This window comes from Massilia sp. UMI-21 (genome assembly GCA_015277795.1).
GTDB lineage: Bacteria > Pseudomonadota > Gammaproteobacteria > Burkholderiales > Burkholderiaceae_D > Telluria.
Genome location: CP063848.1, coordinates 4657661 through 4672917, shown reverse-complemented (window position 1 = coordinate 4672917; position 15257 = coordinate 4657661). Strand labels below are relative to the sequence as shown.

Sequence of the window (15257 nt, the reverse complement as noted above, 5' to 3'; positions counted from 1 at the left end):
CTTAACCCTTCTTCTGCTGTAAGGTTTCGTCGTTCCGACGGCATTCAGTTGTGCTGTCACCAGCGTCTTTGGCGGCGAAGTTGTCGGGAGAAACTTGTGCGATTGTTGGCGTCTCCGCGATCGTGTCGACATAAACTGGAGCGTCGTCATAGCTGACTAGTTTCCACACCGTCGCCGTACGGTAAGTGGGCTTTTCTCCCTTGAGCTTTTGCCATATGGACGGTTCGCCCAGCGATATCACATGCGGCATACGCTCGCCTGCCTTGATGTGCTGCCGCCGATCACCCTGCGTATCTTTCGGTTCATCCGGCACCCACCAGCCCGTTTGCGGGCACGCGCGGCCAGTTGCTGCAAGCTCGCCGAGTGGAAGCTGGGGGGCAGAGTCCGTTTCGGTCGTCTTGACTGCCGCGGCGCCGGTTGGGCGCACGCGGATAGTGCTGGTGATCTTATCCCAAACCGCGATGGCTTCTTCGTCAGTCAGGCTAGCTTTGGTTGCGCCGGCGACGTTGTCGGCAACGCCGGTCTGCATCTGTATTTCTACATAAGGTTTCAACGGGTCCGACGGCACACCTCTGAAATCCATGGCGAAATCATGGATCGAGCGTATTTCCGCCTGTTCCGGGGTACGTGACAGGGCTTCGAAGCCGTTCAGCCAGTCGTGGATCTGCCGCACTCCTCTGCGCAAGTCTTTAGTTTTTATCAGCGGATTGTCGGGATCCTGGGCTTTCTGGTTCTTCTCGAGCTGAGTGAGCCGCCACTCCAACGAGTGGCTCTCTTCGTAATGGGGATTTGACGGTCCAACAAAAATCGAGAGGTGCGTGTCAGGAAACTCCTTCAATCGAAAACCGATACGAATGAGTTCTACAGGCGGTTCCTCGCCTGGAGCCGGGTTGTCAGGGAGGAAGGCATGTTCGATACAGTTGCCGGGCTCAACCGGAATGTCGTTTTCAGAACGTTGCTTCAGGCGCCGGGCGATGCTCTTGATGAGTGATACAGTTCCATCTTTGTCGTTCCTTAGAGGACGTGCATTAATGACAATGCCGTCATTATTCAGCCTGAAGTACCCGTTGATCTTGAGCCCATTGATGGCCTGAAAATCTTCGTAACCGATAACGACTTTGCCTTCCGGTTGGGGTACGTGCTCTACCGACAGTAGCAAGGGGACGTCATCGTGGTTGATGGCCTTTTCGCTGGTGAGTTCATCGATAAATTTCTGCGCCAGGTTCTCAACTTCATCTACGCCATTAGGGAGTACGCTTATACCAAGTGACACATCAGTTTCCCCCCAGGCTACGGTTGCCGAGGACGGCAAATCGACCATGAATCTTCCAAAGCAGACGGTCTTGGTTTTCTGGAACACGGCCTGGAGGCGGGGCGTAAGTGTAGTCATATTAGGGGTCTTCCATTCTTTTGGAGTACGATCGCAGGCAGCAAGCATCAAGAGCACGGCGGCAAGAGGAACAATGTGAAGACGTGTTAATACGCGCATAAATGTCCTTTTCAGCATTTCCATGTAGCCGTCTGAGCGATGCGCATAATGCTGTACAACGTCGATGCAATTGCCCGAGGATTTTTGTAACTTGCTTGGTGTTCGTAACCGTTTTGGCGGAACACGCCCTTGAACGTTCCACTCTTCAGCTGATGGTCGGCAGATTTCGCTGGAACGGTTTGGTCGCCTGGCGCCGAAGGCGGAAGAATAGTTGCATATATCGGCTTGGGTACCTCAAAATCTACAATTTTGAAGGCTTTGCTGCTGAGAGGATCCCATCGAACGAGTTCCACTCGCCCTTGCTTCGTGTCACCAAGGATGGGCCAATCTTGCCAGCCCGTCGGATCAGCGCAGTTCTTGTCTATTTCCCATATGACTTCACCAAAGCTCCGCCGCGCTTGGTCAGCACCGTAATGTGCGTAACTGTTGGGATGAAACGTTTTATCGATATGTCGGTGGAAACCCTGGGCCTTATCGAGATAGTCGCACGTCCGCTCGAAAGTGCCACCGCCTAGTCTTGGAGGCAGTCCTGACGGGTTGATCCAGTTTTCCCGAAACAGTGAATACCACTTGCCTCGCACCTTATAGATCTCACTGTAGGGATCTCCTTGTTTCGGCCATGCATCCAGGTCGCGTCCATTGTGCGTCACGCGCAACCAGCGATTACTATAGGACGTGGTCGGTAATAATTCCAATCCCCCTGGTGCATTCGCCAGAACTGCTGTCACCTCGTCGCCATAATTGCCGGCCACCTTGGCGCCAAGACTGTTTTCTGGGCCAAACATCATGCCGGCATCCTCGAACCCGGCCCTCATGCGTCTGTAGGCGGCTGGGGCACCGATGGCGGGCATGACGCCATGGACAATGCCCAACACCTTGTCCTGCAGATTTCCATACTTCGGGTGGACCAGTGCTCGGCCGACCAACCCGCCCATGGAGTGAGTTACGACGATCACTTGCTTGCACTCGTAGCCTGACTGGTTGAGATCGTCCATCAGCTGGCTGACGCGCTTGGCGATGATTCTGGCGCTGTCCCCGTTGGATTGCAGCCAGTTGTATCCGAACGCGTACACAGCGAACCAGCAGCCAGTAGCGATTTTCTTGAGTTCGCCTTCCGTTAATGCCGACTGCGGCAAACTGGGATCGCTTTCCCAGACGCGAGGATCTACGCCCACGACGTCGCGCCATTCCTGTCGCAGCTTACCTTCGGAGAATGTATTATTGAGGCGCGACTCGAGATGTTGTAGCAGCTCCCCATAGCTTTTGAAAAAGACCTCGCCCCAGCCTCGCGCACGGGCCTTTTGTACCGCGCTACGCGGGTTTTTCGCGGTTGGTGGGTCATCCGTTAGCAATGGCGAGCGAAAGTTCTTTTCGAGTGTCACATTGCCATGCCGGCCATCTCCACTGATGTCCATCGGACCGGCGGGATCATAAATGTCCACCGTGGTCTGCATCGGATCGAGCCTCAGTTGTCGGCCTCTTGGACTATCATTGGAGGCACTGCTTATGTTCGTTGGCCCGAGAACATCTGGCCGCCATGCAATGTTGTCCTTTTTATCCAATTCCCTTTGCCGCTGTGTGCTCATTCGCAAGTTCGATCCCATGATCCCGGGCAGAAAAACGATCGGCAACACCCGCTTGGGGAGGAACCTGGCGCACTGCAGCTTCTTGTCTTGCTTCGGTGTCGCAAAGCCTTCAGCTTTCCGAGCGGCACCATCGTTTTGTTGCGCGGGTAACATGTATTCTGCGGTTGTCATTGTGCCTTCAGCCTCGTTTGTCGTCTTGTCTGGGATTACTGGTGTCAGTCGTCTAGCGCTTCGACCGTGTACTGTCCAAAAGGGATGGCACTCGTAAATCGCTCGGTCAACCCGGTCGAATCGGTGCGCCCCTCGAACGTGCGCCCATCCTCCGTCGTGATGCGATAGCGTTGATTCTTCATCGGCTCGTCTGTTCCAATCCAACGTAGAACGGTTTGCTGATCGTGCGCCAGCTCGCTCTTGGGCAAAGTCACGCCAGGTGGACTGCCGCCTCCCGGTTTGATATGAGCGAACTTCGACGATTTGATGGTGTGCTCGCCACTGCTTTGCTGCGTGATGGTGCCGCCACCAATATCCACTTGAGCACCTTGCGCGACGAAGCGCAGTTTGGGCGCCTGCAGCACGATTTCGTCGGCTGCAGTTAACACGATGCGTTTGGCGGATGTGACCTCGATGTCGTCACCGTGCGTCTGCATTTCCAGCTTGCCGCTGGCGGCGATGAGTTTTATGCCGAGGCGATGCGCGAACAGGCTGATACTCTCCGATACGCGTGCAAGCAATTTCTTGCCGACGGAAAGCTGGGTATTGCCGATACTCACCATGTCGATATGCGTTTGCGAGCCGATCGCAATGTTGTCCTGGCTCGTCACTGCCACGCCGGCAGGCGCGGACAGTGCCACGACGGGTTGACCCCCGGCGCCCATGCTGTCGACTTCGGTGTTGCTGCCGGCTTCCCATCGCTTCAGGTGAGCGATCAGTTGATTGAGCTCTTTATCGTCGGTGCCCTCCGCATGATGCGTCGTCGACAGTTCGGACAGGTGCTGCTGCACGCCTTGCAGCGCATCCACCAAGCCAATCAGTTCATTACGGTCGAGTTGCCCGCCGCTGGCTTTCTGGCGCGCAGCAGCCGTGATGAGTACGCCTCGTGCGCCGCGTACCGCAACGGCGCAATCGCTGCGCAACTCAGCCCCTTCGCCTCGCGCCTCGCCCTTGCCGTCATTACGGGGATGAGTGAGCCATCCCAGATTCAGCTCGCTATGCCCATGGTGGGAGGACAGCTGCGCATTGATCTGCCCTGGCGTGTCGTCTAGCCGCAGCTGGTTGTAGCGGGTACCTTGCACTTCCTTGCTCTTGATGCCAGCCAGGTACCTGTTTCCGGGTAGTTCCCCAGTATGGCTGAATGAAGGTGGTTTGGTTCTGCCGCCGTAGACCTGCGCCACGATAATGGGCTTGTCGGGGTCCCCGCCTAAAAAATCGACGATGACTTCATCGCCCACACGGGGAAGGGTAATTGTTCCCCAGTGATTGCTGGCCCAGGTGCTGGCGACACGTACCCAAGCGGAATCCCAGTCGCTGTCGCTGGTGCCGGCACCTTGCGCATGGCTGTGGTCTTCTGGTCTGGTACTGGGAAAACGTACCTTGACGCGACCATATTCGTCGCAATGCACTTCTTCGTTGGCCGGGCCGACCACAGTTGCGCTTTGCAGCTGTGGACGCGGCAAATCGGCTCGAGGGTCGAATGAAGGAACAATTGGAATGCCACGACGCACGCAAGAAAAGCGATTGGTGTAACGCATGCCGCGCTCTTCGCTGGCTTGCTGTAGAGCGTTGCTGTACGGTCTTTCGTCCCAGCGGTTGAGGGCAAACAGGCGCTTTACCTGCTCGTCGACGGTCTTGGGCAGGTTGTTTTCTGCATCAATGTCCAGGCGCGTGACGATGAACTCTCGCTCTTTCGACGGATGCGTGTCGATTTCTCGATGGCCGGTCAAGGCGATCCACTCCCCGACACATAAGGCGCGCACATTGCCTTCGCCATAAAAGCACTTGGATTCGTACTCATGGCGCCTCATGCGCATTTCGCCGAGTTGCCGGTAGTCGTTGTGATCCTTCCCGGCATGTGGCACATCGACCAAGTAATCATCAAGGGTGACCGCGAACTGGTTGCCCATCGTGCCCTGATTTATACGGGAGGGCGCGTTACTGGTCATGGAACGGCTTTGCTTGTAATCCCAGCTTTGGCGAGAAAGATTGCCCGGTTTTAGTGTGCGCACCGGACTCCATGCGGTAACGGTGTCCGCATCCTCCGTGCTGCCATCACGGTGATAGCGCACGGCGCCGGCGGCATTTTGCGGTAGGGTGTATGCATCGTCGAATAGCACCAGGGCGTGGGCGGGGATGTTCCGACTTTGCGACTGGCTAGCTTGACCGGGGCGCATGAACCATGCGATGCCACGTCGTTTCCATAACCGTCGCAGAAAGGCGGCGTCGGACTCGTTATGCTGCATCGTGAACTCTCGAGTGGGATAGCTACCCTTTACATGCGACCAGTCCACGTCAAAGGCTTTGGCCAGCACCGGATTGTTCTGGCGCCACTCACGCAGAATAACTTCGGTGATATCCAGCTCATTCTGATTGCGGAAGACACGGGTGTTGGTGCGATACTCCATCAGAGCTAACGCATCGCGCACGACCAACTCATAGGTCGCCAGACCGCCATCACTTTGGCCGGCAGCCGCTTGCGCGACTATTCCGCACACGGCGCGCACGTCCCCGCGGTCCGTCACGAACTGGAGCTCAATCGGCACTGCGATGAATTCCTTCAAAGGCAAATCAGAACGCGTCGATACGCATAGAAGCCGGTATTCCAGTCCGCCACATAGCGTTTCATTTCCCGCAACGCGTTTGACCAGCAAGACATCGTCTAGCACCTGCTTCTCTTGCGAGAGCCGCAAACGGATGGGGCGCTTCGCTTCAGACAAGCCGGCGAATGCCTGTATTAAATCCTTCAGGTCCATTAGAAGCTTCCTGTCTGGGTGTTGGGGCTATTCCGGTTGGCTGGGTAGTGAGCGGCAGTGCGGTGCGGACAATGATCGATGGTAAAACTCGGAGACAGCGTGACTTTGATACGCTTCAAATCTCTAGTTTTTGGATATGTGCTGCGGTTGTGATTCCGCGTAGCTTGGGTAGGCCATACGGCAGGAAGCGCTGAATGGCCTGAATCGCTACGAATTTTCTAGATACTCTGCAGCCGCAAGAAATGGCGCTTTTTTAAAATCGACTGGTGACCGCCGTTCGTTGAAGTCGTGGCGATTCATAGCTAGCTAAAAACTCTTTTTTCATGCCGATCGTCTCTTTAGATGGCGACTGGCAAGGCGATGGCCGGAAGGCCGGCATCAGGGCTTCTTCCCTCCACAGATGCAGCCAGCCTGGCAGCGCGTCATTCCTGCGATACTGGTTGCACCACATCACATGCCAGTGACCCGGCTCCAAGCGCCGCGGCCCCCGGCGCTGCCTGCCCAGTGAGCGCGGCCTAGTCCTCATCTGCCTCCAACTGCGGCGCCCCCAGCCCATGCGCCCGTATCAAATCCAGCCGCACCGCATACGGCACCCCCCTGCGGTAAGCCGTCGCCGCAATCTGCCCCGCATCATTGATGGCGCGCGGGGAGGCAATGTCCCAACCCAGCTTGGGATCGATCAGCGCATTCAGGCTCTCCATGCGCCTGCCGCGGTAGATGAAGCCCGACAGGTGGTCGCTGGCGCCTACGATGTGGCCATGGTTGTTGATGCCGGTTCCCGTGCTGTTCCTTTCCACGGTGGCGGGACGGCCGTCGATGTCGATGAGGCGGCCGTGCTGGTACAGGAAGGCGACGCGGTTGTGAATGCGGGTCGGCACCGACATATAACCGGTCACCTGGCCCCGGTCGTTGATGGCCATGCCGCCGTTGGGCGTCGAGCCGAAGTCGCCGAGGTCGCGCATCACGCCCTTGCTCCAGACGACGGCGCGTAGCGGCTGGTCCGGGAAGGTCAGCGGACCGGATTCGCCGGTCACCTGGTTGCGGTTGTTCAGCGCGTAGGCATAGTTCAGGGTCGGCCCATCGAAGCACAGCTCGCCGATGTCGGTGAACCTGCCTTGCGGGTCGCGCAGGAAGCTGCGCGATCCATCGATGCTCGCTTCGTCGTCGATCGCGGTGACGTAGCCGTGCCTGTTGATGTCGGTATAGCGGGTGCGCCTGCCGGGAACGACGCCGATGTCGCGCTGCCTGTCGGCGGAGTAGATGAAGCCCCGCCGCTGGCCGCCGGCGGTGGCCCAGTGGCCGAGCACTTCGCCCTTGTCGTTGATGGCCACGGCATCGCTGGACCTGCCCAGCGCGCCCAGGTCCACCACGCCCTGGCCCCGGTTCAGGAAGGCGCGGCCGGCGCTGCCCCTGGCCGGATAGCTGCCGACCACCACGCCGTCCTTGTTGATGTCGGCGGCGGTGCTGTGGGCAGGGCCGACCACCGTCACCCGGTACTCAATGTAGGGTGCGGCGGCCGCGCCTGCCGACACGGCGAGCGATAGCAGGAACAGGGAGACGCGCGATAGTTTTGAACCGCGATCAAGCGCTTGCATGAGAACCTCCAGTAAGGATGGCGGCCGGGCACGACGATGGCACCCCCGCCGCCGGCTCGGGCCGGCCATCACGGACTCTCCTCGGTACGGCACCACGCCCACACCCACGAACACGGCAAGGCTGGGCAAATCATCTGGACAAGGAGCAAGCTTTCTCTCACCCACGTGGCAATTTTCTTGACGAGAAGGCTTGCGCCGGCTGGGTGCATCGATGAAGGTACGCGCTCGACGCTCCGCCGCTTTGGCAGCGCGCAATGCACATTGGGGGAAGCCGGCCGCCCGTGCCGATTCGATCAGCACGGGAGCCGAATGTCGTGAAAGAAAGCGCCTTCAGGCGTGTAAAGCGGGGCGAAGCTCGCGCAAGGGAAAGGCCGCGCGCCGCAGCCAGCCGCGCTCGATGCGCAACAGCCAGGCGCGCTCGGCCCGCGCGTCCGCCAAGCCGGCCGGCTGCCACGCGATCTCGGCCATGCCTTGCAGCTGCAGCATGTCACCGCTGGCGAAATCCACCATTACCAGCGCCGCGCGCGGTTCCAGCAGCAGGTTGCCCAGGGTATTGAAATAACGGTTGCCGGCGTAGTCGGGCACCGTCAGCACATTGCCGTCCAGCCGCAGGAAGCCGGTCTCGCCGCCGCGGTGCGAGATGTCGAGACCGCGCGCCTGATCCTGCGCCGCGCCGCCGCTGGCGCTCGCCACGAACATGGTCTGGCAGGCGCCGATCAGGCGCACGGCATCCGCGGGCAGCTCGGCGCCGAAACGCTCCACGGCGCCGCGCCCGGCCGGCGTGCGGACGAGTTGGCGCACCTGGATGTACTTGGGACAGTTGCCGAAGGACTGGTGGACGTCGACCAGCAGCCCGTCATCGTTCGCTTCCGCAATCACGCCGTTCTCGCGGTTGCGCCGGCGCGTGCCCAGGTCGATGCCGAGGATGCCGATGTCGGCGCCGTGCGTCACATGCGCATGGGCCGGGTCGTCCGGGTCGGGCAGGGCGGCGATCCGGAGCTGATCGGGTGCCGGCGAGGAGGCGAAGCCGGGTTCGCCGTGCAGCAGGGTCGCCAGCGGCCATGCGTCCGCATCCGCCACGGCCACGCACACGAAGGGCAACAGGGGGAAGAACTGACGGTGCTGGTCCGGCATCTGGCTGCGGATCGGCGCGCCGGGCGGGCCGCCGCCGGCCAGTTGCTGGGCGCGCAACTCGCCAGGGTGGAAGGGCGCGGGGATGCGGTAATCGATCATGGCCTGGTATGCCTGTTATGACGGCATCGGCACGAAGTGCGGCAGGGCCTGGATGCGGGCGATCCAGCTGCGCACATGGGGATAGGGTTCCAGCGCGATGCCGCCTTCCGGCGCGTGCGCGATGTAGGCGTAGCAGGCCAGGTCCGCCAGTGTCGGCCTGGGCGCAGCCAGGAAGTCCTGCTGCGCCAGGCTGTCTTCCATGTAGCGCAGCACCTTGTCCGCCAGCTGCTGCATGAGCGCGGGCGGCATGCCGGTGTCGCCCCAGCGTGCGCCGATGCGCGCCCGCGCCGGGCCGTAGGCGATTTCTCCGGCCGCCAGCGACAGCCAGCGCTGCACCTGCGCCGCGCCCACGGCGTCGTCCGGCAGCCAGCCGCTGTCCGGGGCGTAGCGCCTGGCCAGGTAAACCAGGATGGCATTGCTGTCTGCCAGCACCAGCTCGCCGTCCTGCAGCACGGGAATCTGGCCGAGCGGGTTCATGCGCCGGAATTCGGCGCGCTCGCGCACCGCGGCCGGCGCGTCGACGAAGCGGTAGGGCAGCTCCAGCAGATGCAGGAACAATTGCACGCGGTGGCTGTGACCGGAAAGCGGGGTGCCGTACAGGGTGATGGAAGAAGAGGCCATGTTCGCACAGGAGGTGGTGGAAGGAGCCTTCATCCTAGGCGCGGAATCGGCATTGCGGAATGGGGCATAATCGCAATTCACTCTTTCAATCGGCGCAAGGAATCGGCGCAAGGAAACGACCCAACAGCATGGACCGACTGGACGAACTGCAGGTATTCCTGGCCATTCTCGAGGCAGGCAGCATGGCGGCGGCGGCGCACAAGCTGCGCCGCTCGCCCTCGGCCGTGACGCGCATGCTGGCGGCGCTCGAGGGGCGGGTCGGCGCGCGCCTGTTCGAGCGCAGCACGCGCCGCCTGACGGCCACCCGCGAAGGACTGCGCCTGGCCGATGGGGCGCGCCGCCTGCTGGCCGACTACGAGGCGGCGATCCGCGAGCAGCAGGAGGCCACGCCGCGCGGCCTGCTGCGGGTGACGGCGCCCACCGTGTTCGGGCGCCGCCATGTGTCGCCGGTGGTCACGCAGTTCCTGATGCGCTATCCGGAGATCCAGGTCGAGCTCATCCTCAACGACCGCAACATGGACCTGATCGACAACGCCATCGACGTGGCGCTGCGCATCGGCCCGCTCGACAGTTCCGGCCTGGTGGCGCGCCAGCTGGGCGCGGTGCGGCGCGTGACGCTGGCCAGCCCTGCTTATCTGCAGCGTCATGGCGCGCCCGCCACGCCCGAGGAGCTGGGCAGGCACCAGCTGATCCTGGGCACCGCGGTGCGCGGGTTGCCGGAATGGCGCTACGGGGCGGACGGGCGCGAACACATCGTCCGGTTCACGCCGCGCCTGCAGATGAACGATGTCGAAGGGGTGCTGCATGCGGCGCGCGCGGGCTTCGGTATCGCCCGCGCCTTGTCCTACCAGGCGGCGCCCGACCTGCAGGCCGGGACGCTGGTGCCGCTATTGCAGGGCTATGAGCCGGAGCCGCTGCCCGTGCACCTGGTGTTTCCGGGCGCGCGGCACCTGGCGCCGCGGGTGCGCGCCTTTGTCGATTTTGCGGTCGAAGAATTCGCGCAGCTCGCGCTAATCCATTAAGCCTGACCGGCCTTGCGGCTCCTGAGCCAGTCGCGGCCGCCGGCGGCCAGCGCCTTCGTGATTACGTCGGGCGGCAGGCTGTAGACCGTCGCCCAGGTCGCGCGGCCGTCCGCGCTGTTCGAGGGGAAGCTCTCGGTCTCGATCGGCCAGTGGTACTTGCGCTTCAGTGCGCGCACGATGGCGGCCAGGGTGATGCGGCCGCGCAGCGGTTCGGCGCCCAGCTGGTCTTCGTTGGAGAGCAGCACGGCCAACACGGCGCCGCGCGAGGTATTTGGTCCGGGGAAAATGGGTGTCTTCTTGGGCATGCCGGATTGTAGCCTGAGCGCAGGGCCGCAGTTCAGGGGAGCAGATGCAGGCTGCCGTCCGTCCTGAGCTCGTAGCTTGTCAGGTCGCGCGCCAGCGCCAGCTGGCCGCTGTAGTGTTCGCGCGCTTCGCGCTCGATGTCGTCCAGCGTGAGCGCGCCGGGGTGCCCAGAACCCTGGTCCTGGTAGCGCGGACTGAAATGGGTCAGGATCAGGTTCGGCAGCTTGATCCGCTGCGCAACCCGCGCCACCATCGCGGCCGAGCTGTGCTGCGGCCCCGGCCCCACCTTGTGCAGGATCGCCTCGGTGTAGGTGGCTTCGTGCACCAGCAGGTCGGCGCCGGCCGCTTCCTGCGCCAGCAGTTCCGGCGCGTCGTTGTCGCCGGCGATGATCACCTTGCGCGAGCGGCGCGGCGGCAGCAGGAAGCCTTCGGCCACCACGGCGCGGCCGTCGGGCAGCACGGGGTTGCGGCCCTGCTGGATCTCGCCCCAGGCCGGCCCGGACGGGATGTTCCCAAGCCGCAGCTTGCCGATGTCGAGTTTGCGCTCCACCGCCGCCTCGGTGAAGCTGTAGGCGTGCGAGGCGATCCGGTGCGACAGCCGGGTGGCATGCACCCGCAGGTCGGGCAGGACGTCGGTGTGCGCCAGGTCCTCGATCGCGATCCACTCGATCGGGTAGGGCAGGCTCAGCTCCGAGGCTGCCATGATGCATTCGATCATGCCGCGCAGCGGCGGCGGGCCGACGATGGTCATCGGTTCCGTCCGGTTGAGCATGCCGGCGCTGGCCAGCAGGCCGGGCAGGCCGTAGCAGTGGTCGCCGTGCAGGTGGGTGATGAAGATGGCGCGCAGGCTCATCGGCGACAGATTGGTGCGCAGCAGCCGGTGCTGCGTGCCTTCGGCGCAGTCGACCAGCGACCAGTGCTTGGCGCCGCGCGTGCGGATCGCGATCGCGGTCATGTTGCGCGCCCTGGTCGGGGTGCCGGAAGAGGTTCCCAGGAACTGGATTTCCATGTGCTGTGCCGCGGTGAGGTGATCTGATCGGTACGCCATTATCCGCGATCGCCGCGAATGTGGCGTCGGCTTGCACCTCGCCCCGCAAATGCGCGGCGTTTGATCGTGCACAATGTGTGCTGCGTAGAGCGAAGCATGCATGCACTCCCCGTGACTTCCGTGGTCTGACTCGCTACACGGCCGCCTTGGAGCGGCTGCCATCCGCGCATTCATGGGGGGAGCATGCGTCACTATTTCATGCGTCGTTACTATTCGCTTGTCGCGGCGGCCTGTTTGCTGGCCGCACCGCTCGCATCCGCTGCCGGGTGTGCCGGGCAAGACACGGTCACCGTCACCGCGCAGCGCAGCGCGGCGCCGGGCTTGTCCGGCGAGGTCATCTCCACCGGCACCCAGCTGGTCGACGAGGTCCAGGGCAGCTACCGGCTGTCCAATGGCCGCTGGATCGACCTGATCGACCTCGACCAGCAGCTCTATGCCGAGTTCGACCATTGGCGCCGGGTCCAGTTGCGCGAGGTCGGTCCCCACCTGTTCGCGTCGCGCGCAGGCGACGTGCAGATGAGCTGGATGCCCGACCAGCGCGCCGACACCATCCTGCTGAGCTATCCGGCCGACAGCAAGGGGCGCCTGCGGCGCAGCTGTTCCTGAGGTTCCGGCGAAGGTCGGCCGACGATCGGCCGAAGATCAGCCCAAGATCAGCCGAAGATCAGCGAGGCGTTGACTACCTGCTCGACCAGGCGGTCGGTCTGTTCGCTGCGCTTGCCCATGGCGAAGAAAGGCGGGGCGCCGACCGCATCGTCGATGCCGCGCAGCGTCACCTTGCCCAGCTCGCGACCGTCTGCCGGCAGGCTCAGTTTTTCGTCGGACGGTCGAGGCGCAGCGTCGGCAGGAAGCGCCACAGGTAGAGGCTGACGCCGGCCCCGACCAGCGCCAGCACGACGGGCAGGACCGGGCCGCGGGTCTCGACCAGGCGCGACATCGCCACCAGCAGCGAGGTCCACAACATCAGCGTGGCCACGATCTTGGCCTTCAGCGGGATGCCGCGGCCGGCTTCGAAATTGCGCAGGTACTCGCCGAACACGCGGTGCGACAGCAGCCAGCGGTGCAGGCGGTCCGAGCCGCGCGCGAAGCACCACGAGGCCAGCAGCAGGAAGGGCGTGGTCGGCAGCAAGGGCAGGAACAGGCCGAGGATGCCCAGCAAGACTGCCAGCGCGCCCGCCACGTTATAGAACAGTTTCATGATGTCACTCTAGCATGCGGAATGCGAGGCCATGCGTGGTCGACGGTGAAACAATATTTCAAAAATTGAAGAATACTGAAATTTCCTTTCACTGTTGCGGCATGGCATCAAATCCATCAAATTAATTGCAACGATAAGTTCCTGGTGGAAACGGTATGTATAATGCATGCGTTCACGAAGGGCGCGATCCATCATCCTGCGGGCGCAAGCATGACGCCCGGCTTCGCCTGCTTCGCATTTTCCGGATGCCGCGCGCCCGCCCATGTCTTCGTCTTCCTCTCCTTCCAAGCTTTCCTCGCGCGACCGCCTGCTCGGCTTCGTCCGCCCGCGGGTGCTGCGCGACCTGGCGCTCTACCTCGCCTTCATGCTGCCGATCGTCTGGGGCCTGGCCGCCGTCGAGCAGACCCGTTTCGCCACCCTCGCCAAGGCCGGCAGCAGCCGCGACCTGCACAACTACGCGCGCGTCTTCACCGAGGAGGTGCGCGCCACGGTCGGCATCGTCGACCTGTCGCTGGTCCAGCTGCGCGCCACCTGGCAGCGCGACCGCGCCGGCTTCACCGGGCTGGTTGCCGAACATGCGCGCCACCTGCGCTACCGGGTGCCGATCCAGGTCACGGTGCTCGACGCGCAGGGCAGGGTGGCCTACACCAATGCCGGGCCCGCGCACGAGGGGCTGGACCTGAGCGCGGCCGCCGGCTACCAGGCCCACCTCGGCATCAGCGACGACCGCATCTACGTCAGCCGCCCGGTGATCTGCCCGCTCACCGATGCCTGGACGGTGCAGTTCAGCCGCTCGATCCGCGATGCCGGCGGGCGCCTGGAAGGGGTGATCGTCGCCACCGTCTCGCCCGATTACTTCGTGCGCTTCTACGAGGACATCGACCTCGGTCCCCGGGCCGCGGTGTCGCTGGTGCGCCAGGACGGCGCCGTCATCGCCCGCAGCACGCGCGGCAGCAAGCACCATGGCATGGGCCTGGTCCTCAAGCATAATCCGTTCGCGGAGCACAGTCCGGTGACGGGGAATTTCCGCCGTGCCGGCCAGCTCGATGGCGTGGAGCGCTTCTATGCCTGGCACAAGATTCCCGAATACGGCATGGTGGTGACGGTCGGCGAAGCCGTGGCCGACGTCGAGGCGCGCTACGCCCGGCAGCGCGCGGTGCTCACCTGGGCCGCCGCCGCCGTGTCGGTCCTGCTGGCGCTGCTGGGCTGGGCCGCGCTGGGCGCCGCCGATCGCCGCCGGCGCGCCCTGAAAGCCCTGGCCGCCGCCGAGGCGCGCTGGAAGCTGGCGCTCACCGCCACCGGCGACGGCGTCTGGGACTGCGACGTCGTCACCGGCCTGGCCACGCTGTCGACGCGCGCCCAGATGATCCTCGATACCGAACGTTCCATGATCTCGTGGTACGGCAGCGCGCTCGACGCCATGGTCCATCCCGACGACCTGCCGCAGCTGCGCGCCGAGCTGCGCAGCCACCTGGCCGGACGCATCCCGGATTTCGCCGCCGAGTTCCGGGTGCGGCTGCGCAACGGCGACTGGAGCTGGATCGATGCGCGCGGCACCATCAGCGAGCGCGACGAGCTGGGCATGCCGATGCGCATGGTCGGCACCTTCTCCAACATCGACGCCCGCAAGCACGAGGAAGCGCGCATGCACCGCATGGCGCACGAGGACCCCCTGACGGGGCTGCCCAACCGCCTGCTGCTGGGCGACCGCCTGCGCCAGGCGATCCGCACGGCCAGCCGCGACGGCCACAAGGTGGCGGTGATCTATTTTGACCTCGACAAGTTCAAGCCGGTGAACGACACCTACGGCCATGCGGTGGGCGACCGCCTGCTGCAGATGGTGGCGCGGCGCCTGCGCGCGGGCCTGCGCGAAGCCGACACGCTGGCGCGCATCGGCGGCGACGAATTCGTGGTGGTGCTGCCGCGCTGCGACAGCCTGGAGGCGGCGGCCAAGGTGGCCGAGAACATCCTGGTCCAGCTGAACCAGCCCTTCGAGGACCAGCAGGACGGCCTGGTGCTGCACATCTCGGGCAGCCTGGGCGTCGCGCTGTTCCCGGACGACGGCATGGATGCCGACGCGCTGCTGCGCAGCGCCGACCTGGCGATGTACGACGCCAAGTCGCATGGCCGCAACCGGGTCGCGGGCAGCCACCGGACAATGGTCGACTAGGAGCGCCCCGCCCTCGGCCCGGCCCG

General features: G+C 63.3%; 11 protein-coding genes and 1 pseudogene. 3 read left to right on the top strand and 9 right to left on the bottom strand.

Features of this window, described 5'->3' with window-relative positions:
* Position 1: 1 nt before the first annotated feature.
* The 6 genes and pseudogenes from IM543_20485 to IM543_20460 form a co-directional block, all read right to left on the bottom strand.
* Positions 2–1513 (bottom strand): hypothetical protein, encoded by a 1512-nt coding sequence (locus tag IM543_20485; GenBank protein QOY93880.1) that lies wholly within the window; start codon positions 1511–1513, stop codon positions 2–4.
* Positions 1501–3246: a hypothetical protein gene (locus IM543_20480; protein ID QOY93879.1), complete on the bottom strand. Its 1746-nt coding sequence runs from the start codon at positions 3244–3246 to the stop codon at positions 1501–1503. The genes IM543_20485 and IM543_20480 overlap by 13 nt, the downstream gene beginning before the upstream one ends.
* 44 nt (positions 3247–3290) lie before the next feature.
* Positions 3291–6041, bottom strand: a complete 2751-nt coding sequence (locus tag IM543_20475) for a type VI secretion system tip protein VgrG (GenBank protein QOY93878.1) — start codon at positions 6039–6041, stop codon at positions 3291–3293.
* Between the two features lie 422 nt (positions 6042–6463).
* Positions 6464–7594, bottom strand: a pseudogene (locus IM543_20470) (HAF repeat-containing protein).
* A gap of 372 nt (positions 7595–7966) precedes the next feature.
* Positions 7967–8869 (bottom strand): pyridoxamine 5'-phosphate oxidase family protein, encoded by a 903-nt coding sequence (locus IM543_20465; protein ID QOY93877.1) that lies wholly within the window; start codon positions 8867–8869, stop codon positions 7967–7969.
* Positions 8870–8884: 15 nt separating this feature from the next.
* The gene (locus IM543_20460; GenBank protein QOY93876.1) at positions 8885–9490 is read right to left on the bottom strand and encodes a glutathione S-transferase; all 606 of its coding nucleotides are present in this window, start codon (positions 9488–9490) and stop codon (positions 8885–8887) included.
* A 128-nt stretch (positions 9491–9618) separates the two neighbouring features.
* Between IM543_20460 and IM543_20455 the strand changes: the two genes are divergently transcribed.
* The gene (locus IM543_20455) at positions 9619–10512 is read left to right on the top strand and encodes a LysR family transcriptional regulator (protein ID QOY93875.1); all 894 of its coding nucleotides are present in this window, start codon (positions 9619–9621) and stop codon (positions 10510–10512) included.
* On the opposite strand, the gene IM543_20450 is transcribed toward IM543_20455, so the two are convergent.
* On the bottom strand, positions 10509–10817 hold the full coding sequence (locus IM543_20450) for a hypothetical protein (protein ID QOY93874.1): 309 nt from the start codon (positions 10815–10817) through the stop codon (positions 10509–10511). The genes IM543_20455 and IM543_20450 overlap by 4 nt on opposite strands.
* Before the next feature lie 32 nt (positions 10818–10849).
* Positions 10850–11824 (bottom strand): ribonuclease Z, encoded by a 975-nt coding sequence (locus IM543_20445; protein ID QOY93873.1) that lies wholly within the window; start codon positions 11822–11824, stop codon positions 10850–10852.
* 222 nt (positions 11825–12046) lie between these two features.
* Between IM543_20445 and IM543_20440 the strand changes: the two genes are divergently transcribed.
* Positions 12047–12469, top strand: a complete 423-nt coding sequence (locus tag IM543_20440) for a hypothetical protein (GenBank protein QOY93872.1) — start codon at positions 12047–12049, stop codon at positions 12467–12469.
* A gap of 202 nt (positions 12470–12671) precedes the next feature.
* Here the strand turns inward: IM543_20440 and IM543_20435 are convergent, their stop codons facing one another.
* On the bottom strand, positions 12672–13061 hold the full coding sequence (locus IM543_20435; protein ID QOY93871.1) for a YbaN family protein: 390 nt from the start codon (positions 13059–13061) through the stop codon (positions 12672–12674).
* Positions 13062–13323: 262 nt separating this feature from the next.
* Between IM543_20435 and IM543_20430 the strand changes: the two genes are divergently transcribed.
* The gene (locus IM543_20430) at positions 13324–15231 is read left to right on the top strand and encodes a diguanylate cyclase (GenBank protein ID QOY93870.1); all 1908 of its coding nucleotides are present in this window, start codon (positions 13324–13326) and stop codon (positions 15229–15231) included.
* Positions 15232–15257: the final 26 nt, after the last annotated feature.

Bases quoted from the DNA above. Each gene is read 5' to 3' on its own strand.
- IM543_20485 (QOY93880.1), bottom strand. From the start codon at position 1,513: ATGGAAATGCTGAAAAGGACATTTATGCGCGTATTAACACGTCTTCAC.
- IM543_20480 (QOY93879.1), bottom strand. From the start codon at position 3,246: ATGACAACCGCAGAATACATGTTACCCGCGCAACAAAACGATGGTGCC.
- IM543_20475 (QOY93878.1), bottom strand. From the start codon at position 6,041: ATGGACCTGAAGGATTTAATACAGGCATTCGCCGGCTTGTCTGAAGCG.
- IM543_20465 (QOY93877.1), bottom strand. From the start codon at position 8,869: ATGATCGATTACCGCATCCCCGCGCCCTTCCACCCTGGCGAGTTGCGC.
- IM543_20460 (QOY93876.1), bottom strand. From the start codon at position 9,490: ATGGCCTCTTCTTCCATCACCCTGTACGGCACCCCGCTTTCCGGTCAC.
- IM543_20455 (QOY93875.1), top strand. From the start codon at position 9,619: ATGGACCGACTGGACGAACTGCAGGTATTCCTGGCCATTCTCGAGGCA.
- IM543_20450 (QOY93874.1), bottom strand. From the start codon at position 10,817: ATGCCCAAGAAGACACCCATTTTCCCCGGACCAAATACCTCGCGCGGC.
- IM543_20445 (QOY93873.1), bottom strand. From the start codon at position 11,824: ATGGAAATCCAGTTCCTGGGAACCTCTTCCGGCACCCCGACCAGGGCG.
- IM543_20440 (QOY93872.1), top strand. From the start codon at position 12,047: ATGCGTCACTATTTCATGCGTCGTTACTATTCGCTTGTCGCGGCGGCC.
- IM543_20435 (QOY93871.1), bottom strand. From the start codon at position 13,061: ATGAAACTGTTCTATAACGTGGCGGGCGCGCTGGCAGTCTTGCTGGGC.
- IM543_20430 (QOY93870.1), top strand. From the start codon at position 13,324: ATGTCTTCGTCTTCCTCTCCTTCCAAGCTTTCCTCGCGCGACCGCCTG.